This is a genomic window from Marinobacter sp. Hex_13, assembly GCF_001566815.1.
Lineage (GTDB): Bacteria > Pseudomonadota > Gammaproteobacteria > Pseudomonadales > Oleiphilaceae > Marinobacter > Marinobacter salarius.
Window position 1 is genome coordinate 90,551 of record NZ_LSMM01000049.1, and the last position, 22,006, is coordinate 112,556.

At 58.3% G+C, this 22,006-nt stretch carries 22 protein-coding genes; 17 read left to right on the top strand and 5 right to left on the bottom strand.

Translation table 11 applies throughout. The features are described 5' to 3' along the window. Positions 1-8: 8 nt before the first annotated feature. A complete protein-coding gene (gene flhB / locus AXW11_RS12955) occupies positions 9-1,145 on the top strand; it encodes a flagellar biosynthesis protein FlhB (protein WP_036204851.1) in 1,137 nt (378 codons plus the stop codon). 380 nt (positions 1,146-1,525) lie between these two features. Here flhB and AXW11_RS12960 read toward each other — a convergent pair whose 3' ends face one another. From AXW11_RS12960 to upp, 3 genes are read right to left on the bottom strand one after another with little or no spacing between them, the layout of a single operon-like run. Then, on the bottom strand, positions 1,526-2,401 hold the full coding sequence (locus AXW11_RS12960; RefSeq protein ID WP_228301426.1) for a class I SAM-dependent methyltransferase: 876 nt from the start codon (positions 2,399-2,401) through the stop codon (positions 1,526-1,528). After that, positions 2,382-3,638, bottom strand: coding sequence for a uracil-xanthine permease family protein (locus AXW11_RS12965; protein WP_007153962.1), 1,257 nt, complete (start codon positions 3,636-3,638; stop codon positions 2,382-2,384). Before AXW11_RS12965 ends, AXW11_RS12960 begins: the two co-directional genes overlap by 20 nt. Before the next feature lie 2 nt (positions 3,639-3,640). After that, positions 3,641-4,279 (bottom strand): uracil phosphoribosyltransferase, encoded by a 639-nt coding sequence (upp, locus tag AXW11_RS12970; RefSeq protein WP_036204856.1) that lies wholly within the window; start codon positions 4,277-4,279, stop codon positions 3,641-3,643. 225 nt (positions 4,280-4,504) lie between these two features. Between upp and flhA the strand changes: the two genes are divergently transcribed. The 14 genes from flhA (at position 4,505) to AXW11_RS13040 (ending at position 18,839) form a co-directional block, all read left to right on the top strand. Beyond that, positions 4,505-6,679 carry a flagellar biosynthesis protein FlhA gene (gene flhA / locus AXW11_RS12975; protein ID WP_091641058.1) on the top strand — a complete coding sequence of 725 codons (2,175 nt, stop codon included), beginning with the start codon at positions 4,505-4,507 and terminating at the stop codon, positions 6,677-6,679. Between the two features lie 60 nt (positions 6,680-6,739). Then, the gene (gene flhF / locus AXW11_RS12980) at positions 6,740-8,035 is read left to right on the top strand and encodes a flagellar biosynthesis GTPase FlhF (protein ID WP_091641061.1); all 1,296 of its coding nucleotides are present in this window, start codon (positions 6,740-6,742) and stop codon (positions 8,033-8,035) included. Between the two features lie 46 nt (positions 8,036-8,081). Continuing rightward, a complete protein-coding gene (locus AXW11_RS12985; RefSeq protein WP_036204860.1) occupies positions 8,082-8,894 on the top strand; it encodes a MinD/ParA family protein in 813 nt (270 codons plus the stop codon). Between the two features lie 30 nt (positions 8,895-8,924). After that, positions 8,925-9,656, top strand: a complete 732-nt coding sequence (locus tag AXW11_RS12990) for an RNA polymerase sigma factor FliA (RefSeq protein ID WP_036204862.1) — start codon at positions 8,925-8,927, stop codon at positions 9,654-9,656. A gap of 176 nt (positions 9,657-9,832) precedes the next feature. After that, on the top strand, positions 9,833-10,216 hold the full coding sequence (cheY, locus tag AXW11_RS12995) for a chemotaxis response regulator CheY (protein WP_036204864.1): 384 nt from the start codon (positions 9,833-9,835) through the stop codon (positions 10,214-10,216). 21 nt (positions 10,217-10,237) lie between these two features. Further along, positions 10,238-11,026 carry a protein phosphatase CheZ gene (locus AXW11_RS13000; RefSeq protein ID WP_036204866.1) on the top strand — a complete coding sequence of 263 codons (789 nt, stop codon included), beginning with the start codon at positions 10,238-10,240 and terminating at the stop codon, positions 11,024-11,026. Positions 11,027-11,043: 17 nt separating this feature from the next. Beyond that, positions 11,044-13,206 (top strand): chemotaxis protein CheA, encoded by a 2,163-nt coding sequence (locus AXW11_RS13005; RefSeq protein ID WP_091641063.1) that lies wholly within the window; start codon positions 11,044-11,046, stop codon positions 13,204-13,206. Between the two features lie 32 nt (positions 13,207-13,238). After that, on the top strand, positions 13,239-14,384 hold the full coding sequence (locus tag AXW11_RS13010) for a protein-glutamate methylesterase/protein-glutamine glutaminase (protein ID WP_091641066.1): 1,146 nt from the start codon (positions 13,239-13,241) through the stop codon (positions 14,382-14,384). After that, positions 14,384-15,121, top strand: a complete 738-nt coding sequence (locus AXW11_RS13015) for a flagellar motor protein (RefSeq protein ID WP_007153952.1) — start codon at positions 14,384-14,386, stop codon at positions 15,119-15,121. Before AXW11_RS13010 ends, AXW11_RS13015 begins: the two co-directional genes overlap by 1 nt. Before the next feature lie 28 nt (positions 15,122-15,149). Continuing rightward, the gene (motD, locus tag AXW11_RS13020) at positions 15,150-15,932 is read left to right on the top strand and encodes a flagellar motor protein MotD (protein WP_091641069.1); all 783 of its coding nucleotides are present in this window, start codon (positions 15,150-15,152) and stop codon (positions 15,930-15,932) included. A 246-nt stretch (positions 15,933-16,178) separates the two neighbouring features. After that, positions 16,179-16,976: a ParA family protein gene (locus AXW11_RS13025; RefSeq protein ID WP_091641114.1), complete on the top strand. Its 798-nt coding sequence runs from the start codon at positions 16,179-16,181 to the stop codon at positions 16,974-16,976. Continuing rightward, positions 16,969-17,757 carry a chemotaxis protein CheW gene (locus tag AXW11_RS13030; protein WP_091641071.1) on the top strand — a complete coding sequence of 263 codons (789 nt, stop codon included), beginning with the start codon at positions 16,969-16,971 and terminating at the stop codon, positions 17,755-17,757. Before AXW11_RS13025 ends, AXW11_RS13030 begins: the two co-directional genes overlap by 8 nt. Positions 17,758-17,889: 132 nt before the next feature. Then, positions 17,890-18,378, top strand: a complete 489-nt coding sequence (locus AXW11_RS13035) for a chemotaxis protein CheW (protein ID WP_007153948.1) — start codon at positions 17,890-17,892, stop codon at positions 18,376-18,378. A 68-nt stretch (positions 18,379-18,446) separates the two neighbouring features. Then, positions 18,447-18,839 (top strand): DUF2802 domain-containing protein, encoded by a 393-nt coding sequence (locus tag AXW11_RS13040; RefSeq protein ID WP_007153947.1) that lies wholly within the window; start codon positions 18,447-18,449, stop codon positions 18,837-18,839. Positions 18,840-18,856: 17 nt separating this feature from the next. Here the strand turns inward: AXW11_RS13040 and AXW11_RS13045 are convergent, their stop codons facing one another. Further along, entirely contained in the window at positions 18,857-19,159 is a 303-nt protein-coding gene (locus AXW11_RS13045) for an EscU/YscU/HrcU family type III secretion system export apparatus switch protein (protein WP_041333689.1), read from the bottom strand. After that, positions 19,156-20,529, bottom strand: coding sequence for a flagellar hook-length control protein FliK (gene fliK / locus AXW11_RS13050; RefSeq protein ID WP_228301428.1), 1,374 nt, complete (start codon positions 20,527-20,529; stop codon positions 19,156-19,158). Before fliK ends, AXW11_RS13045 begins: the two co-directional genes overlap by 4 nt. Before the next feature lie 109 nt (positions 20,530-20,638). Here fliK and ccmA point away from each other — a divergent pair, with 109 nt between their 5' ends. Both ccmA and ccmB read left to right on the top strand, forming a co-directional pair. Continuing rightward, positions 20,639-21,277, top strand: a complete 639-nt coding sequence (ccmA, locus tag AXW11_RS13055) for a cytochrome c biogenesis heme-transporting ATPase CcmA (RefSeq protein ID WP_036204889.1) — start codon at positions 20,639-20,641, stop codon at positions 21,275-21,277. Beyond that, positions 21,261-21,992 (top strand): heme exporter protein CcmB, encoded by a 732-nt coding sequence (gene ccmB / locus AXW11_RS13060; protein WP_374700661.1) that lies wholly within the window; start codon positions 21,261-21,263, stop codon positions 21,990-21,992. The genes ccmA and ccmB overlap by 17 nt, the downstream gene beginning before the upstream one ends. The last annotated feature ends 14 nt before the right edge of the window (positions 21,993-22,006 follow it).

The window sequence follows — 22,006 nt, forward strand, 5'->3', positions numbered from 1 at the left end:
GGAAAACCATGGCCGAAGAAAACGACAACAGCCAGGAAAAAACCGAAGAGGCCACCCCCCGAAGGCTTGAGAAAGCCAGGGAGGACGGCCAGACTGCGCGTTCCAAGGAACTGGCGACCATGGCTGTTCTGTTGGCTGGTGCCGGCGGCCTGCTGATGTTTGGCGCGTCAATGGGCGCTTCCCTGGAAAGTATCATGCGCGACAGCTTCGTGTTGGAGCGCTCCGCCATCTTCGACACCCGGCATATGAGCGTCCAGCTGATTGCCTCCACCAAGGAGGCCGCCCTGTCCCTGGCGCCCTTGCTGATCCTCTTGCTCGTCGCTGCAGTCGCGGGCTCGATTGGTATTGGTGGTCTGCTGGTCAGCGGAAAAGCCATCGCCCCCAAGCTCAATAGAATGGACCCTCTCAAAGGTCTCAAGCGCATGTTCTCCATGCGTTCGCTGATTGAACTGGTCAAAGCCATCTTGAAAGTCGGCCTGGTGATGGCGGTAGCGATCCTGATATTGAACCTGCGTACGGATGACCTGCTTAGCATCGCTGAAGAGCCTGCGAGATCGGCCATGGAGCATGTTGTGTGGACCATGGCCTGGAGTTTTTTCATCCTTGCCTGTGCCACCATCGTCATTGCCGCGATCGACGTGCCGTTCCAGATCTTTGATCACCAGAAAAAGCTGCGCATGACCAAGCAGGAGGTGAAAGACGAATACAAGGATACGGAAGGCAAGCCGGAAGTGAAGGGCAAGATCCGTCAGTTGCAGCGTGAGATGGCTCAGCGTCGGATGATGCAGGATGTCCCGGGCGCGGATGTGGTGATCACTAACCCGACGCATTATGCGGTGGCGTTGAAGTACGATCAAAAGAAGATGGCGGCGCCGATTGTGGTGGCGAAAGGGTCGGACGAAACGGCTTTCAAGATCATGGAGATTGCCCGCGAGAACAAGGTGGAGATTCTCCGCACGCCGCCTTTGGCGCGGGCGGTTTACCACAACACTGACATCGGGGGTGAAATCCCGGATGGTCTGTACATGGCGATCGCCCAGGTGCTTGCCTATGTGTTCCAGCTTCGTCAATTCCGTAAGGGACGGGGCGAGAAGCCCCAGATGCCGAAGTTTCCGATTCCTTCGGATTTGCGGCGCGATGTTTAGCTTAGTGCTGGCCTGCTGTCCTTTGCCTGCTGCCTAGCCTGATGGTTTGGGGGAGGTGGCTCTGCGGGTGGGCTGCCCAAAACACGCTCCTTCGGCACATCCATGTGACGCTTGGACTCCGCCATCCATGGCTCCGTACAGTTCTGGGCAGCCCACCCGCAGAGCCACTTCTGTCATCACAGATATCGCAATAGGACCAATCTGATTACTTACTTTGCTTGCGATATCGATGTTGCCCGAGAGGGTGTGGGGAAGGGACTCCCAAAAACGTGGAGCGCCATGGATGGCGCGACCGAGCCCTACAGGGACGTATTCACGGGCGTTTTTTGGGAGTCCCTTTCGCACACCCGCTAACGCCAAACCGGAAGGCTGAAAGCAGGTTACACCGAGGCCTCAATAACCCGAACCATAGGATCACGGCGGCTCTCCGGAATTGGGAGTTGGCCGTAGAGGTCAGCAGGGTTGTGGACTGTAACGGAGGGAAAGCCGCAGGCACTGAAGTGCCCAGCCGCTTGTTGGTCGTCCAGGAAATGGAAGCTGACATCACTGCGGGTAATCGTGCTTAGCAGTCCGCCGAGGGATTTCAGGGCACCGCGTAACAGCGGTTGGTTCGGCATCAGGTAGCTTTCGGACAGATAGACCGAATCCGGGCGCTGTTGCAGCAGTGCCGCCAGGCGTTTCCAGAATTCGGAAATAACCGGCAAGGAAAAATAACTGGTCAGTCCTTCGGTGACGACAACCACCGGTTCTTTGCTGTCGAACGCTCTCGCGAAAACCGCCTCCAGTGTCTGTTCACCGGATTCCGCCAGGATATCGATGGGCATTACCTGATGGTGATCGCCCAGGCGGCCGGAGGCCAGGAGTCGTGCGGCTTTTTTGGTGGCCATGTCGGGGAGGTCGGCTTCCACCATATGGAGGTGTGGGTGTTTTTCCCGCAAGCGGATGCCCCTTGGAGACATTCCGCAGGCAATTTCCAGAACCTGGGTGACGCCACGCTCGAGGGCCTGTTCGATCAGGTGATCGATGATCAGGTGGCGCTGCAGCAGGAAGGTGCGGATGTTGCCGCCGATGAGTGTTTTGCTGCCGACCTCGAAGGGCGTCATCAGGTGATACAGCCAGCGCCCCTGATCCGTCGCAAGCACGTCGTCGGAAAGGCCGTACCGGTGCCATACGGCACCGGTATAGAGGGCGGTAAAGCTGATGCCGGAGCTGTCAGCCATTTTCATGGGTCGGCCGTCAGTGGGTGTCTTTCTCATGAATCCTTGCGCCCCATGCTTCGCCTTTGCCTGGCAGGATCAGGTTGAGGGCTATGGCAACCACCGCGCAAAGGGCGATGCCCTCCAGGTTACCAATCGCCATGCCACCAATCCCGAAGACCAGAGTGACGGCAACGATGACCAGGTTGCGTGCCTGCGACAGGTCGACCTGGTGACGAATCAGGGTATTCAGACCGACAACGGCAATAGAGCCGAACAGCAGGCACAGGATGCCGCCCATCACCGGCGCCGGGATGGTTTGCAATGCTGCGCCGAACTTGCCGATGAACGCCAGCACGATGGCAATGCACGCCGCCCAGATCATGACTTTGGGATTAAAGTTCTTGGTCAGCACCACCGCGCCCGTAACCTCTGAATAGGTGGTGTTGGGTGGGCCACCAAGGGCTGAGGCAGCACTGGTGGCAAGGCCATCGCCCAGCAGGGTGCGGTGCAGGCCGGGCTTCTCCAGATAGTTTTTGCGGGTAACGGTACCGATGGCGAGGATGTCGCCAATGTGTTCAATGGCCGGTGCGATGGCCACGGGAATCATGAACAGGATGGCTGCCCAGCTGAACTCCGGCGCCACAAAGTTGGGGATGGCGAACCAGGGCGCGTTGGTGATGGGTGACAGGTCCACGATGCCGGCAAAGGCCGACAGAATGTACCCGACAATAATGCCGAACATGATCGGGATCAGGCGGAAGATGCCGCTGGACCAGACCGCCATAATCACGGTCACGGCCAGGGAGATCATCGCAATCCAGATAGCGGTGTCGTAGGGCACCAGTTGTTGCGCGCCATCGCCGGTGCGGCCGGACGCCATGTGGACAGCCACCGGCGCCAGGCCAAGGCCGATGACCATGATCACCGGACCGATGACCACCGGGGGCAGCAGGCGGGTGATGAAACCGGTACCGCGCAGACGTACCGCGCCACTCAAAATGATATAGAGGATGCCCGCAGCCATCAGGCCACCGAGTGTCTCCTCAAGGCCGAAGCGCCCCTTGGCGGCAATGATCGGGGCGATAAAGGCGAAGGATGAAGCCAGGAAAATGGGAATCTGGCCGCCGGTGACGATGTGGAAAATCAGCGTGCCAATACCGGCGGTGAACAACGCAACGTTGGGGTCGAGGCCGGTAATCAGAGGCATCAGTACCAGTGCGCCAAAAGCCACCAGCAGCATCTGTGAGCCGGCAATGGCCTGTTTCCAGACCGGGTCGGTGCTATGGTCCTGCATGATTAAACGTCCTTCTGCTTGGTGCCGAAGATTTTGTCGCCGGCGTCGCCAAGCCCCGGAAGGATGTAGCCTTTTTCATTCAGCCTGTCATCGATTGATGCGGTGTAGATCGACACATCTGGATGTTTCTCCAGCACCTTTTCCACGCCTTCCGGCGCTGCAACCAGAACCAGGGCGCGGATCTCGTTGCTACCGGCTTTCTTCAGCAGGTCGATGGTAGAGATCATGGAACCGCCGGTGGCCAGCATGGGGTCGATGATCATCGCCATGCGCTCATCCAGTTCGCCTACCAGCTTTTCAAGATAGGTGCTGGCTTCCAGGGTTTCCTCGTTGCGTACCTGGCCCACGACGCTTACCCGGGCACCAGGAATCAGGGTGAGCACGCCGTCCAGCATACCCAGGCCGGCCCGCAGGATTGGCACGATGGTGATTTTCTTGCCCTGGATCTGTTCAATTTCCACCGGGCCCGCCCAGCCTTCAATAGTTTTCTTCTGCAGCGAGAAGTCTTTGGTGGCCTCGTACGTCAACAGGGCACCGACTTCCTGAGCCAGCTCCCGGAAATTCTTGGTGCTGATGTCTGAGCGGCGCATCAGGCCGAGTTTATGGCGGATAAGGGGGTGCTTGACCTCGTGAATTGGCATGGGCTCACCTTTGCGTCTGGGTCGATGATGTGGTTGTGGGCGCAGTAAAGACGCCAGCAAATGGCGCAAGGATACCGTATCTTGCCGAGTCCGTCAGGCGCGGTGACAAGAAAAGCCGTAAGGGGTGGTACGGATCTTGCGAATACCCCGTCAAACGATGCGTCTGCGTCAAAAAAACGACCCGCACACCCCTGCGGTTAACCGCCAATCGGAGAGTTTCCCGGCATGGACCGAGCGCTAGTCCTCAATAATGTCAAATCCCTGACGCGGGGTAATATCGGCATTCCCGTGATGTTGATGGGATTGCTGGGCATGATGATTCTGCCCATGCCGGCGTTCATGCTGGACGTTTTCTTCACCTTCAACATCACCTTGTCGATCGTGATCCTGCTGGTGTGTGTCTATGCCTTGCGGCCGATGGAGTTTGCCTCTTTTCCGACAGTGTTGTTGGTGGCAACACTGTTGAGGCTGGCGCTCAACGTTGCCTCCACGCGGATTGTTCTGCTCAACGGCCATGAGGGCGGTGATGCGGCCGGTAAGGTGATCGAATCGTTCGGCGCGGTCCTCATCGGCGGTAACTACGCGGTTGGCCTGGTGGTCTTCGCCATTCTCATGATCATCAACTTCCTGGTGGTCACCAAAGGTGCCGGCCGGGTGTCGGAAGTCAGCGCGCGTTTCACCCTGGATGCCATGCCGGGTAAGCAGATGGCTATCGATGCCGACCTTAATGCTGGTCTTATCAATCAGGAAGAAGCCAAGCATCGCCGGGCTGAAATCGCCCAGGAGGCCGATTTCTACGGCTCCATGGACGGCGCCAGTAAATTCGTCAAGGGCGACGCCATTGCCGGCCTGTTGATCCTGGCCATCAACCTGATCGGTGGCATTGCCATCGGTATGCTTCAGCACAGTCTCGATTTTGGTACCGCTACACAGAACTATGCACTACTGACCATTGGTGACGGCCTGGTGGCACAGATTCCGTCACTGCTGCTGTCGACGTCTGCAGCGATCATGGTTACCCGGGTAACGTCCAGCCAGGACATGGGCGGGCAGATACTGCAACAAATGTTTAACGCTCCCAAGGCGCTGGGTATCGCTGCCGTTATCCTCATCATCCTTGGCCTGATTCCTGGCATGCCGCACGTGGCATTCCTTGGTCTGGGCGCGATTGCCGGTGGTATTGCCTGGTACATATGGCAACAGGAGCGCCAGACCGTTGAGGAAGATGGTGTGTTCCCGGTCCGGGGCGGTGGTGCCCGTCCGGCAGGCCCGGGGCGCGACCTGTCGCCCGGTGGTGAGGGCGGTGAACACAGTGCCCAGCTGCCGCCGCCGGGGGAAACCCGGGAACTCGGTTGGGACGATGTGGCCACCGTGGATGTCGTGGGCCTGGAGGTGGGCTATCGCCTGATTCCCCTGGTGGATAAGTCCCAGGGTGGTCAGCTTCTCAGCCGCATCAAGGGCGTTCGCAAAAAGCTCTCACAGGATCTGGGCTTCCTGATGCCTTCGGTCCATATTCGCGACAACCTGGACCTGATGCCCAATGTTTATCGCATCACCCTGATGGGGGTGACCATTGCCGAGGCAGAAATCCATCCGGACCGTGAACTGGCGATAGACCCAGGTCAGGTGTTCGGCAAGATCGAGGGGATAGAGGGCAAAGACCCCGCCTTTGGCCTGGACGCCAGTTGGATCGAACCGGACAAGAAAGACCAGGCACAGACCCTCGGTTATACCGTCGTGGACGCCAGTACCGTAGTGGCAACACACCTCAACCAGATCCTCCAGAAACACGCCCACGAACTGCTTGGCCATGAGGAAGTCCAGAAGTGGCTGGAACAGCTCGAGAAAGTATCTCCAAAGCTGGCGGAAGAACTGGTACCCACCACCATTTCCATCAGCCTGCTGCTGAAGGTGCTGCAGAACCTGCTGAAAGAGGAAGTGCCGATCCGTGACATGCGGTCTATTGCCGAAGCGATCGTGAACGTTCATCCGAAGAGCCAGGACCCGAAGCTGCTGACCACGGTTGCCCGCCAGTCACTGCGCCGGATGATTGTCCAGAGTATCTGTGGCAACGACACAGAGATCCCGGTGATCACTCTGGATCCAGACTTGGAACAGTTATTGCTGAAGTCCATGCAGCAGAGTCAACAATCCGGCGGTCAGGAAGACATCGGGCTGGTGCTGGAGCCAAATATGGTTGAGAAGCTTCAGCGGTCGCTCCAGGACAGCGTTCAGCGCCAGGAGATGTTGGGCAAGCCGGCGATTCTATTGGTTTCAGGGCCCTTGCGCCCGGTACTGGCGAAGTTTGCCAGCTACGGAGTAGAGCGTCTGCATGTACTGTCGTACCAGGAAATTCCGGATAACAAACAGATCACTATTGTCGCATCCGTCGGTCAGTAAAGGCCGCGGCTGGAAAGGCGGAAGGCGCTGGAAAGCGCTGACCGGGGAGGAAGCATCATTATGAAAGTTAAGCGGTTTTTTGCCCAAAGCATGGCAGAGGCACTGCGTCAGGTGCGGGATCAGATGGGTCCCGATGCCGTAATCCTTTCCAATCGTCGTGTGGATGGTGGCGTCGAAATTGTGACAGCGCTCGATTATGACGAAAATATGGCGCGCCAACGCCTCGGTGACGCTGCGCGGGAAGCCACCAATGGCTCACGGCTAGCCGAAATGCAGGCGGAACAGCATCGCCGCCTGGAGGACGAACTCGGCCGCTCTCGCGATCGTATTCGGGAAGTGCGGGAAAAGCGCGCGACCTATGGTAATGCGGTTGCGGGTGGGGACTTTGGCCACGCTGGCTTGTCGAAAGAATCGCTGGCCGACGATGACATGGTGGTTGAAGAGCCTACCGCTGCCAGCGCTGCCTATTCCGGAGAACTGGCGCAAATGCGTGCGGAGATCAGTTCCCTCCGTGACCTGGTCAGTGCCCGGAATGGCGGTGAACCCGAACAAACAGCGGTGAACGCAGTACAGCAGAGGCTGTCTGAGAGGTTGCAGGAGTTTGGTCTCGGGCTGGAGCTCGCCAACTCTCTGTCCCGGCGCCACCGCGCAGGCCGGCTTGAGGATGGCTGGAAGCAGTCTCTGAAAATGCTGGCCGCCGGTGTGAAGACCGCGCGTACTGAATGGGCGGATGAGGGCGGTGTCTACGCCCTGGTGGGCCCAACCGGGTCCGGCAAGACGACGACCATCGGCAAGCTGGCCGCGCACTATGTGCTGCGCCACGGCGCCGACTCTCTGGCGCTGGTCACCACCGATCGCTATCGGGTCGCGGCCCATGAGCAACTATTTGTGTTCGGGCGCATACTGAACGTTCCGGTTCGGGTTGTGGACGAAACCCATTCCCTCGACGACATACTGAACGAACTGTCGGACCGGCACCTGGTGTTGATTGATACCGCTGGCCTGACCAGCACCGACAAGGGCTACGAGGAGCAGCTTATGGAGCTGGCTCGCAGTCACCATCGGATTCGAACCCATCTGGTGGTTTCGGCAACCAGTCAGCCGCGCATCATGAAATCCGTTTGGCATTGCTATAAGATGGCAAATCTTACGGGTTGTGTGATGACCAAAATCGATGAAGCACTGACCCTGGGTGAATCGCTGGGATTCGTCATGGAAACGGGATTGCCGGTGGCGTATTACACCGACGGGCAGAAAATCCCGGAAGACCTGCACCACGCTGAGTCCATTCCGCTGGTGCGGTTGGCCGTGGAGAGGCTGAAGAAACTCCAGCAGCAACAGGCAGTCGCTGTTTAAAAACAACACAGCCTGCGGTTAAACGCGGCAAGAGATCAGAGTCAGTATGAGCAAACCACATCCGGTACAGGTGATTGCCGTTTCCGGCGGGAAAGGGGGCGTTGGCAAGAGCAACGTATCAGTGAACCTTGGCATCGCCCTAGCACAAATGGGACGCCGGGTGGTGCTGCTCGATGCCGACCTGGGCCTTGCCAACATTGACGTTCTGCTTGGTATTACCGCCAATCGTAATATCCAGGACGTCATCGCCGGGGAATGTGACCTTCGGGATGTGTTGGTCAACGGCCCCGGTGGCATCAAAATCGTGCCCGCGTCCTCAGGTACCCAACGCATGACCCAGCTTTCCAATCTGGAGCACGCTGGCCTGATCAACGCGTTCAGCGAACTGGGTGACCAGATCGATGTGCTGATCGTTGATACCGCTGCGGGTATTTCCGAATCGGTGGTCAGTTTCCTCCGAGCCTCACAGGAACTATTACTGGTTGTCTGTGATGAACCTACCTCTATCACCGATGCCTACGCCCTTATAAAGCTTATGAACCGGGATTACGGCACCAACCGCTTCCGTATACTGGCCAATCAGGTCAGGAATGAGCAGGAAGGTCGCCATCTGTTTGAAAAACTGACCCGGGTTACCGAGCGCTTTCTTGATGTGGCACTACAATATGTGGGTATGGTGCCGTATGACGAGGCCGTAAAAAAAGCGGTACAGCGCCAGCGTGCCGTGCTGGACGCCTATCCGCGGGCAAAAGCATCGTTGGCGATCAAGAGCCTCGCGGAGAAAGTGGATAGCTGGCCGCTGCCATCATCGCCCCGGGGACATCTGGAATTCTTTGTGGAGCGGCTCGTCGAAGTCTGATTTTGATCCTGTCACTGAATAGCCGGATACATGACATTGGCGAAAGAACTTGGAACCTACAACCGGACGGGTACACGAGGACCTTCCCAGCTCGTTGAGGAGCAGGCCCCGCTGGTCAAAAAAATAGCGCTTCACCTCATGGCGCGGCTGCCGGCATCTGTCCAACTGGATGACCTTATGCAGGCAGGCATGATTGGCTTGTTGGAAGCTGCACAGCGATACAGTTCCGACAAGGGGGCTACCTTTGAGACATACGCCGGGATCCGGATTCGCGGAGCCATGGTAGATGAAATTCGCAAAGGTGACTGGGTACCTCGATCCGTCCACAGGAACTCCCGCCGCATTGCCAAAGCCATCAAGGCTGTCGAGGACCGCCTGGGTCGGGAAGCTCAAGACTCGGAAGTAGCCGAGGAGCTGGGGCTGGACCTCGACGAATACTATTCCTCCCTGAGCGATGCTAACAGTGGCCGACTTTTTAGCCTGGATGAGCTCAATGAATCCGGCGAGCTGCCGATAGAAGAAACAGAGGACAGTGATAACCCGTTGGATGGCTTGGCGTCTGACAACTTCCGGAAGAGCCTGGCAGCTGCGATTGGTGACCTGCCCGAGCGAGAAAAGCTGGTGCTCAGCCTTTACTATCAGGAAGAATTGAACCTGAAGGAAATTGGTGCTGTGTTGGGTGTCAGTGAAAGCCGGGTCAGCCAGATTCACAGCCAGGCCGCGCTCCGTCTGCGGGGGCGTCTTACTGGTTGGCAGAGCTGAACAGGCCGCCAGTCCCATTGAACGGCGTTACCAGGCATTCTTTACTGTAGCCTTTTGGTAACCGGTGCTTTACAACCGGCTCAAAGGCCACACAATAAGCGGTTAAACTACCGGCCTGCTAGACTGTGAGCCGGAAGCCAAAAACGAATTCCGGGCGTTTTTAACTGGAGGTCCCATTGGACAAGAACATGAAAATCCTGATTGTGGATGACTTCTCCACAATGCGACGGATCATTAAGAACCTGCTTCGCGATCTCGGTTTTACCAACACTGACGAAGCAGACGACGGCAATACAGCACTGCCTATGCTCAGGAGCGGCAAATACGATTTTCTGGTAACTGACTGGAATATGCCAGGGATGTCCGGACTCGATCTGCTCAAGGAAGTCCGTGCCGATGACAGCCTGAAAACCCTGCCTGTGCTCATGGTGACCGCCGAGGCGAAGCGCGACCAGATTGTCGCTGCTGCGCAGGCCGGTGTGAACGGCTACGTGGTCAAGCCCTTCACGGCAGCCGTACTCAAGGAGAAGATTGAGAAGATCTTCGAACGCATCCAGTAATTCAGAGGTCGGACGGCTCCCATGAGCAATAGAAAAAAAGACCCACAGGGGCTCGACCCGGAGGTCACGGAGAAACTCCGCAGCCAGGCGGCCGAGTTGGTTGAACAGGTCAACGCCGGGGACTATGGCCGCGCGATGACGCTGATCAATGAATTGAGCGAGGTGAGGGACCAGAGCCTGTATCGGGAAGTCGGCCGCTTGACCCGCAGCCTCCACGAGGCGATCCGCAATTTCCAGATCGATCCCCGTAACGCCGAACAGTCAGAAGCTCTGTCGAAGATGACCGATGCGTCGGATCGCCTTGAGTACGTGGTTCAGATGACCGGTAAAGCGGCCAATCGGACCATGGATCTGGTTGAGGAGGCTATGCCCAAGGCCAGCGCCCTCCGCGACGAAGCCGCCGAGCTGAGAGACCAGTGGCAGAAACTGCGTCGCCGCGAGATGGCGCCGGCTGAATTTCGTGAGCTCTATGCCCGTATCGACACGTTTTTCGTGACCCTGAATACCGATGCCGGGGCGATGTACGACAACTTGTCGGAAATTCTCCTGGCCCAGGATTTCCAGGACCTCACTGGGCAGGTGATCCAAAAGGTCACCACTCTGGTTAAAGAGGTGGAAGAGCATCTGTTGAGCCTTGTAGTGATGGCGAGTCATGTGGACCAGATGACCGGCACCGTGCATGAACTGGAAGAGCGGGAAAAGATATCGGCGGAACAGGGTGTTGGTCCACAGATCAAGGCCGAAGAACGCGAAGACGTAGTATCGGGACAGGACGATGTTGATGATCTTCTGTCCAGTCTCGGTTTCTGAGTAAGAGAGGGTAACGCATGGCGCTTGATGCCGATGAAGAGATCCTGCAGGACTTCCTTGTTGAGGCAGGCGAGATACTCGAAAAGCTGTCGGAGCAACTGGTCGACCTGGAACAAAACCCGGACGACAGCGATCTGCTCAACGCCATCTTCCGAGGCTTTCACACCGTAAAAGGCGGCGCTGGGTTTCTGCAACTCGATGCCCTGGTGAACTGCTGTCATTCCGCGGAGAACGTCTTCGATATCCTGCGCAACCACAAGCGCAAGGTGGACTCGGAACTGATGGACGTGGTGCTGGAAGCCCTGGATCACGTCAATGCCATGTTTGAACAGGTTCGCCACCACGAGGAACCGACGCCAGCTCCCGAGGAACTGATTGCCGCTCTGGACGCATTGGCGCAGCCGGCAGGGGAGTCGTTGCCAGCAAACGCAGCGGTCGCTCGCGAAGAACAGAACGAGAGCAACGAAGCCAGTTCTGGAGACGATGGCGGTGATATTACCGACGACGAATTCGAGCGGTTGCTGGATGCCCTGGAAGAGGAAAAGACCAGCGCTCCGGTTTCCAGTGACGACGGCAATGAATCTTCAGGCGGTGACGGAGGGAGCGGAGACGACATCTCCGATGATGAATTCGAGGCCCTGCTGGACCAATTGCATGGCAAGGGCCAGTTCTCAGGCCCGCCTGAAACCGGCAAGGCAGCCCCTGACAGCCAGGATGCCTCGGGCGACAAGGTTACCAGTGATGAGGCCAGTGACAGCAAGGGTGGCGACGACCTGATTTCGGACGACGAGTTCGAAAAGTTGCTGGATGACCTGCACGGCAAGGGTGGTAGCCCTACGGCAGAAACTGCCAAGCCGGCCCCTGGGCCTGCTGCAAAGCAGCCGTCGGCCACGTCTCCCAGTGCCAAGGCTGACAAGCCCGCGCAACCGACTGGTAAGCCCGAAAAAGCGCCTGCGGATAATGGCAAGGCAGGCGTAACGCCCGCGATGCCGGCACGGGATGCGAATGCACCAGTGGCTGAAACTTCGGTGCGGGTGGATACCAAGCGCCTGGACGACATCATGAACATGGTGGGTGAACTGGTGTTGGTGCGTAACCGGTTGCAGCGTCTGGGCGCCCAGAGTGAAGACGAGCATATGCACAAAGCCGTCTCCAACCTGGACGTGGTGACCACCGATCTTCAGTCAGCGGTGATGGCAACGCGGATGCAGCCCATCAAGAAAGTATTTGGCCGCTTCCCGCGGGTGGTTCGCGACCTGGCACGCAGCCTGAAGAAAGAAATCAACCTTGAGATGCACGGCGAAGAGACCGACCTGGACAAAAACCTGGTCGAGGCGCTGTCCGATCCTCTGGTCCATCTTGTTCGCAACTCGGTTGATCACGGTATAGAGGCACCCGATGTTCGTGAAAAGGCGGGCAAGCCTCGTCAGGGTCGTGTGACGCTGTCGGCTGAGCAGGAAGGCGACCACATCCTGTTGTCCATCGAAGACGACGGTGCTGGTATGGATCCGGATGTACTGCGCCGAAAAGCGGTCGAAAAGGGCATCTACGAACAGGATGCCGCTGACCGACTGACCAACACCGAGTGCTACAACCTGATTTTCTCCGCCGGGTTCTCCACCAAGGATCAGATATCGGATGTGTCCGGTCGTGGCGTTGGCATGGACGTGGTGAAAACCAAGATCAGTCAGCTCAACGGGCAGCTGAGCGTCGAGTCGGAGCTGGGCAAAGGGTCTCGCATCGTCATCAAGGTGCCGCTGACCCTGGCCATCATGCCTACCCTGATGATCATGCTTGGCGACCAATCCTTCGCGCTGCCACTGGTGAACGTGGTCGAGATTTTCCATCTGGACCTCAGCAAGAAGAACATTGTGGATGGCCGTGAATGCATCGTGGTTCGAGACAAAGTCTTCCCGTTGTTCCACATCAAGCGATGGCTGGTCAAAGGCGCCGCTGGGCAGCCGGAACCAGAAAACGCCCACGTGGTTATCGTGGCGATGGGAACGCGGCGCGTCGGTTTTGTGGTGGATCAGCTGATCGGGCAGGAAGAGGTGGTGATCAAGCCCTTGGGCCGGGCCCTTCAGGGAACGCCGGGTATGGCGGGTGCGACCATCACTGGCGACGGTCGTATTGCACTCATTATTGATGTTCCGAGCCTGCTGCAAAACTACGGCAAATAACGTTGCGGCGGGCCCAGGTTTAGGAGAAATGGATGACGGTTTCTGTCCTGGTCGTTGATGATTCAGGTTTTTTCCGCAAGCGACTGACGGAAATCCTGACCGCTTCCGGTCAGATCAAGGTGGTTGGCGTGGCCACCAATGGGCGCGAAGGTGTCGAGCTGGCTGAAAAGTTGAGGCCTGACGTCATCACCATGGACTACGAGATGCCCGTCATGGACGGTATCAGCGCCGTCCGTGAGATCATGAAGCGACATCCGGCGCCGGTATTGATGTTCTCCTCTCTCACCTACGAGGGTGCCAGGGTGACCCTGGATGCCCTTGAGGCAGGTGCCGTTGATTTCCTGCCCAAGAATTTTGAGGAAATTGCCCGGGATTCCAGTCAGCTTCAAAAAATACTCATTGAGCGTGTACTGGATGTCGCTGGCAGTCGCCCTGGTGCAAAACCGTCGGCGCCGCCTCCCACCGCTCCGCCGCCTTCGCCCCGTAGCCCTTCACCGGCAAGGCGCAGCGTCCCCGAGCGGCCGGCGGTACCGGACAGGTCCTCTCGCCCCAGCGCCCCAGAGCCTGAAGCACCGGCCCGTCGTTCGATTCGCCGCGGGCCGGCGAAACACTACAGTGTGGTTGCCATCGGCACGTCCACCGGCGGCCCGGTGGCCTTGCAACGTGTACTAATGGCGTTACCGGCCGGGTTTCCCGCGCCTGTGGTGCTCGTTCAGCATATGCCGGCCAGTTTTACCCCGGCGTTTGCCGAGCGCCTGAACAAGCTGTGCCAGATTCAGGTACGCCAGGCTGAAGACGGCGAAATGCTGAAGCCGGGCGTTGCGTTGCTTGCCCCCGGGGGCAAGCAGATGATGATTGAAAACCGGGGTGGCCAGGGCAGGGTCAGGATTCTTCCCGGAGATGACCGGCTTAACTACAAGCCCTGTGTGGATGTGACGTTCGGCTCCCTGGCCAGGAGTTTTCCCGGCAAGACCCTGGGCCTGATCCTGACGGGTATGGGCTCGGATGGAAAGGAAGGCTGTCGCCTGATGAAGCAGTCAGGCTCCGATATCTGGTCCCAGGACGAAAAAACCTCGGTGATCTACGGTATGCCCATGGCCGTGGCCAAGGCCGGGTTGTCTGACGAAATCCTTGCGCTCGATGACATTGGTCCCCGCCTGGCGGATGGGGTGAGCTGATGGATATTCTCAGCCTGCTGGGCGTCATTCTTGCCTTTGTGGCGATTCTCGGTGGAAACCTGCTGGAAGGTGGCGCCATCAGCTCGCTGTTCAATGGCCCGGCCGCGCTGATCGTGATTGGTGGTACGCTTGCAGCCACTATTCTCCAGACCTCCTGGCCGCTGTTAAAGCGGGCCTTTTCCCAGGTGCGCTGGGTGTTCTTTCCCCCCTACATCAGCCTGGAAGATGGTATCGGCAAAGTCATCGACTGGAGCGTCAAGGCCCGTAAGCAGGGTTTGCTGGGGCTGGAAGGGTTGGCTGAGAAGGAATCTGAGCGCTTTGCCCGTAAAGGGCTGCAACTGCTGGTGGACGGCGCTGAGACAGAAACCATCCGTAGCATTATGGAGGTGGACCTGGAGTCCCGTGAACAGCGGGATCTGGAGTCCGCCCGGGTGTTTGAGGCCATGGGTGGCTATTCGCCGACCATTGGCATCATTGGCGCGGTGATGGGGCTTATTCAGGTGATGACCAACCTCGAAGACCCCCAGTCACTTGGCAGCGGTATCGCCACTGCGTTCGTGGCCACCATCTACGGTGTTGCTCTGGCGAACCTGCTGTTCTTCCCGGTTGCCAACAAGTTGCGAGGCATTCTGCGGGAACGCACCCGTTATGAAGACATGATGATCGACGGCATCATCGCCATTGCCGATGGCGAGAACCCTAAATCCATCGAGCTGCGCCTGCGGGGCTTCCTGTAGTGCCGGCACCTGGCTGAGGGGTAAGCTGATGAGACGACGCAGGCAGCAGGATGACGATCTTCACAACAAGGAACGCTGGCTGATTTCCTACGCCGACTTCATCACCTTGTTGTTCGCGTTCTTTGTCGTGATGTATTCCGTGTCGTCGGTGAACGAGGGCAAGTACAAGGTGCTCTCTGAAACTCTGACTGGCGTCTTCAATGCCCCCCAGCGCTCCTTTCAGCCTATCGAAGTGGGTGATCAGCCCCGACGTTCGACGCCGCAGGCGGCCGAGGATGTGATTAACCCGCCGGTGACCGAAGCTCCGCAAAATCCCTCCATGAGTGCAGAAGGGCGCACCGAGGCGCTGCGTGCCATGGCGGACCAGTTGGCTTTGGAGTTTGACGAACTGATCAATCAGGGTGTGGTTACACTGGAAACCAGCGACGAGTGGTTGGAGCTCAGTCTCCGCAACAGCCTGCTATTTGGTAGTGGTGATGCCGAGCCCCATTACGATGCCTTCGACGTGGTGGAGAAAATCGCTGCTGTACTCCGCAACCGGGATAACGCGATCCGGGTTGAGGGCTTCACGGATAACCGCCCGATAAACACCAGTGCCTTCCCCTCCAACTGGGAGCTGTCCGCTGCGCGATCAGCGGCGGTTGTGCGCATGTTGTCGATGGAGGGTGTTGAGGCCGAACGGCTGGCCGCTGTTGGTTACGGTGAGCACCAACCGGTGGCCCGCAACGATACCGAGGAAGGCCGCCGTCGCAATCGACGCGTGGTCCTGCTGATCTCCCGCGACGCCAGTATCCGTGGCGCGATGCGATAACACCTTTCTGATCATCACGTTGCGGAGTCATGGCGGAAGGTGCCTATAGGCGAGTTGGCACAATATCTGTATTAACGTCTATACATCTTTAGATCCCGGCAAGCTCTTGCCGGATTGTTTTCAAGTTGAACGGATCGTGGCCGATAACTCGGTATGCGTGCGACGTTTCCGGAACGGGTATTTCTGGAGAATCAGTGTGGTGACGAGGTTGGCGATGAATTTGGTGACGGATATGGAGTGCACAGCGTGCGCATCTGGGCAGTAGCCAATCAAAAAGGCGGTGTGGGCAAAACCACATCGGTTGTCGCCCTGGGTGGCCTCTTGGCCGAGAGCGGCAAGCGCGTTCTGGTGGTCGACCTGGACCCTCACGGATCATTGACCAGCTGGTTCGGGTACGACCCGGATACCATTGCCCACAGTGTGTTCGATCTGTTCCAGCACCAGGGTAAAGTACCGGATGGTTTGCCGGCCCAGTTGATTACCGAAACCAGCTGTCCGGGGCTATCCCTGTTGCCGGCCAGCACAGCGCTGGCAACTCTCGAACGGAGAATGGTCGGTGTTGAAGGCATGGGACTGATTGTATCCCGGGCCCTGACCCAGTTGTGGGACGATTTCGACTACGTCCTGCTGGACAACACCCCATCGCTCGGCGTGCTGATGGTGAACGCGCTTGCCGCCGCACAACACCTGATCATTCCGGTTCAGACCGAGTTTCTTGCCATCAAAGGCCTTGAGCGAATGCTGCACACGCTCACCATGATCATGCGCTCCCAGAAGAACCAGCTTTCCTACACCATTGTACCGACGCTGTTTGACCGGCGAACGCAGGCATCGGTAAAAAGTCTTAACCAGTTGAGAAAGACCCACAGCGATACGCTATGGCGCTTCGCCATTCCAGTGGACACCAAGTTCCGCGATTCCAGCCAGGCCGGGATTACCCCATCATCCATGGATGCTGAAACCCATGGTGTTCGGGGATATGCCCGCCTGCTGAGTGATCTACAGGAAATAACACGCTCGGTGGCGGAGCGTCGGCATGGCTGACAAAAAAATGACACAGGTGGCGGACCCTGGCTCCGCCATTGCCAGCTATCTGGACGAACTGCTGCATACGGCGACAGATAGCGCTCTGCATGAGGAACCGGAACCGCCAAAACCGGTGGCTCGTGAACGCACTCGCATCGCGCCGAAGCCTGCGCCCATTGTGGCCCGTCCGGTCGCGGAGGCGAAGTCTGAGTTGCAAAAGCCGGTAACACCGGCCCCGGTGGCGGAAAAAGCACCGGAGGTGGAGTCGCCCCCGGTTGAGCACAAACAGGCCGCCGATATTCCGTTGCCTCCTGAGGTGGAGCCCCCGGGGCGGCCGGAATGGTCAGACAAACCGTTCGAATGCCTGATCTTCACGGTGGCAGGGCTGCAACTGGCGGTGCCGTTGATACTGCTCGGCGCCATTCATCGAATAGAAGAGCCGGTGAAGCCGATCCCCGGCAGCCCCCGCTGGTATATGGGCATGCGCCCGGACCGGGAACGTAATCTCAGAGTGGTGGATACGGCGGAATGGATTATGGCGGGCCGGGCACCGGAGGACGCACGGGACAACTATCGCTTCGTGATCCGGCTGGACAGCAGTGAGTGGGGGTTGGCCTGTGACGATGTCGCGCAGTCGTTTACCCTGAAACCGGATGAAGTACGCTGGCGGACGGCCCGCAGCAAGCGGCCTTGGCTGGCGGGCACGGTCATCGACCACATGTGCGCACTGATTGATGTTAAAACCATGGCGGACATGCTGGTCCGGGCTGAGCGGGAACACCACCTCGACCTGAATTAGCAATTTCCGGTTACCGAATGAAACCGTGCTCTGCTGGCACGGTTTGTGCCCTGAACTATAGTATTGGGCACTGATGATGAATTTTTGACGATCAGGCTGCCCGCCGGGCAGCCGAACAGGAGATACAAGGCTATGGCATCCCCGAGCGGACAGCAAAATCAGGCCCAGGATGATCAGGTACTGCAGTACGTGACCTTCAGGCTGGATGACGAAACCTATGGCATTGACGTCATGCAGATTCAGGAAGTGTTGCGATACACCGAGATTGCGCCGGTTCCAGGTGCCCCGGATTACGTTCTGGGCATCATCAACCTGCGGGGCAATGTGGTCACCGTTATCGACACCCGCCGTCGCTTTGGCCTGGCGGATGCGGAAGTCACTGACGCGACACGCATTGTGGTCATGGAGTCGTCCAACCAGGTGATGGGTATCCTGGTGGATTCGGTTGCCGAGGTGGTGTACCTGAAAGCCAGTGAAATTGAGACCGCGCCCAATGTGGGGAACGAGGAAAGCGCCAAGTTCATCCAGGGGGTGTGTAACAAGAACGGCGAACTGATCATATTGGTCGAGTTCGACAAGATGTTGTCAGACCACGAATGGGCTGAAATCTCCTCACTGTAATGCCGGCTTTGGCCGGACAGCAGGCTGGATGGACGCCCCGTGGTTTCAGCTAACCGAGGACGTCCATCATGTTTGCAGAAATCTCTTCCCTGGCCCCGTGGCTTCTGACAGCCGCTGCCCTGTGCCTACTGTTCGCCCAGGGTATGATGCTCCGCCGTGAAAACCGAAAACTTCGGGAGCAAATGAAAGAGCGCTGCGAAACCCTTGGCCGCGAGCTCCACGCAACAGCCAGTGGCAGTATGGGGGTTGGGCAGCGAGTGGTCACCTGCGAGCGCCAGCTTCATGAATTGCGTGGTATGCTTGACGAAATGCGCCAGAACGATCCGTTAAGGATTTCCTACGATGAGGCCTCAAGGTTAGTGGACCTGGGGGCGGATATCGACGACCTGATGAATACCTGTGGCATTTCACGGCCGGAAGCCGAACTGGTATCAGCGCTCCGCAAGCGCCAGGCGGCCTGACCTAAGGGTTTATCTGTCTAATCTTCACGGGGCCGTCCGGCGTCCTCTGGCGTACGGCCCTGAAGATTGAAGGCAAAGGCAAGAATTTCAGCCACCACCCGGTAGAGTGTCTCCGGGATTTCGTCGTTCAGTTCCAGTCGCGCCAGTATGCTGGCCAGCTCCGGATTTTCGTACAGCGGCACATTATGCTCACGGGCAATGCGGATGATTTCCTCCGCCAGTTCGTGGGTACCGCTCGCCGCAATGACTGGAGCCCGTTCGCCATCGTATTTCAGTGCCACCGCCGCCGGTGAATCTGTGTTCTGATGATCTTTGCTCATACCCGCGTGTCCACCAGCCGGTGCTCAAGACGGGTGTTTGCACCCCTTGGTGTCCCTCTCCGGCACTCCAGGTCCACCACATCCAGGCCGATATCCGAAAGGCCCTTTCGTAATTGCGGCAGATCTTCCCGCACCTGACGCAGCGTGGACTGCTTCTCCGCCCACACCTGCGCAGACACCTGATCCTGCCGCAGCGATACATCAAAATGCAAAGGCCCGGCCTCATCCAGATCCATGGCCAGTGAAAGACGCCATTCCGTTGCCCGGGGGGTGCCAGAGGTTTTCTGGCCGCTGTCTGCCGGATCCTGTTCGATTCGCAACTGGGCGATCCGTGGTTCGTTGTTGGGGTTCAGCCAGGGGAGCTCAAGCAGCATGGTTGATACCGGTGATGGCGCCTCGGCGGTGGTCCGTGTGGAGAGTATCTGGCTGTGTAACTGATTCACGGTAATACGATTGAGCATGCCAGCCAGCAGCCTGAGCATTTGCCCAGCTGTGGGTTCGGCAGACCCCTGTGGTGGCGGAGGTGGAAACGTATTGGGGAACTGAAGCGGTGCCTGCACCAGTTCCGGACTTGCCAGCGGTGTAAAGCGGTTGAAGGCGTCGGGGCCGCTCCCCTGTTGTGCGAGCAAGGCGGTAATCACCCGGCCGATAGCCAGCTTGAGATCGGGTAGGGCGGCCTGGGGCGCCCTCGCCAGCCGCGATTCGGCGAACAGCCCGCTTTCCTCGACCCACTGCCGCAACTGGCCGGCCGCACCGGGTTGAGTTCCGGCACCTGGCGTCAGTGACTGGCTGGACGGCAGCCGTGATATCAGTTGTTCAATAGCCTGCCTCACCGGTTGGGGAAGTGGCTGTGGTGGATTGTTGATGGGGGTTCCAGTGGGCGCAACGCTGTCGGGTCTCGCACCGCCGGTCAGCGTTGTCAGAATTCTGGCAAGGCCGGCATCAACGGACTGTTGCCAGGGCAGGCGCTGCGCCAGCGCCCGGGAGATCGTGGTTTCCGGCGCCTGGGCCAGCTTCCCCATCAGTTGCAGTTCATTGCCCGCGCGCATGATCTTGACCCAGTCACCGGTTTCCAGGGATGTGTCTCCAATAGCCGCCTGAACGGTCAGCGACTGGCCGCGAACTTCCAGCAACAACTGCGCGCCAGCAGAGGATTGTCGGTTGATCACGTCTGCCACCCGAGCGAGTGTTGCCTCGCGATTGGCAAGCTTGAGCTGGTCGAGCTGCACACGGGCAGAGGCCGCGTCCAGTACCGCCGAAGGTTGTCCGCTGGCTGGCCGCTGAGCGATCGGCGCCGGTGACTCGGTTTTGGGTGGTGGTGTGGGGTTACCGTTTGGTAATTTCATTGCCACTGATTTGATGTCAGACAAGAGTATTCCTGAGGCGCTTTCGCTATAATACGCCCCGCCGGTAAGTATTGCCTTTCCGAACGTCTGAACCCTCCGGGTCAGTAAAGTGTACACCAGCTCTGGGGCCCCGATGTCTGAGCCGTTACTACAGGCTGTCAATCTGCAATGTGAGCGTGATGACCGGATACTGTTCCGGGATCTCTCTGTCTCCATACTGCCCGGTACTCTGACCCGTGTCGAGGGGCCTAACGGCTCTGGCAAGACTACGTTGCTTAGAATTCTTGCCGGACTGAACGACAGTTACAGCGGTGACCTGCTCTGGCGAGGAAGGCCTCGTCATACCTACCGGGAGGAATTCCTCCGCAATATGCTCTACCTTGGCCATCGCCCGGGTATCAAACCGTTGCTTACCCCCATGGAAAATCTCCGCGCCCTGATGGCCGGGCGTCGGTATGTGACTGATAAGGTGCTCTGGCAGGCATTGGAAGGCACCGGCCTGGGTGGTTTCCAGAACGTACCCAGTCGTAACCTTTCCGCCGGGCAGCAACGTCGGGTGGCACTCGCCAGATTACTGGTTGCAGATGAACCCCTGTGGATTCTGGATGAGATATTTACCGCCATTGATGCCCACGGTGTGGCTGCTCTCGAGCGATTGCTGGTGGACCGGGTCGCAAGTGGTGGCGCGATCGTAGTGACCACACACCACGACCTTAATCTGCCCTCGATGCACCGAATTACCCTGGGGGGCAGTCATGACCATGGTCTCTGAAGCCAGGCTTCCTGTTCGTACACCGGAGGAGTCGGTAAGCGTATTGTCGGCCATGAAAGCCGTATTCTCGCGGGATCTGAAAACCGCCTTTCGCCAGCCCCAGGATTTGCTCAATCCGCTACTGTTTTTCGTCATGGTCGTAACGCTTTTCCCCCTCGGGGTTAGCCCCGAAGTATCATTCCTGCGGGAGGCGGGTAGCGGTATCCTGTGGGTTGCGGCCTTGCTGTCCGTGTTATTGTCACTGGATCATCTTTTCCGTCATGATTTCGACGACGGCACGCTTGAGCAACTGGTATTGCAGCCCCAGCCGCTGTTTTTGCTGGTACTGGCGAAGTCACTGGCCCATTGGGTACTCACTGGCCTGCCACTGGTGATGCTGGCGCCTGTTCTGGGGGTGATGGTGCATCTTGAGGGGAACTCTGTTGCCATTCTGTGTCTAACGCTGCTGATCGGAACACCGGTCCTCAGCTTGATCGGTTCCATTGGTGCGGCATTGACCCTCGGACTGAGATCGGCAGGCGTGCTCTTGTCCCTGCTGATCATTCCGCTGTACATTCCGGTGCTGATTTTTGGCACAGGCACGGTAATGGCTGCGTCTGAGAGCGCGCCGGTGGGTGGACAGCTCGCGTTGATGGGGGCGTTTCTGGTGTTGGCGCTGACACTGGCGCCGTTTGCATCGGCGGCGGCCCTGAGGATCAGTCTGTCCAACAGTTAAAGGTAAAAAGGTAA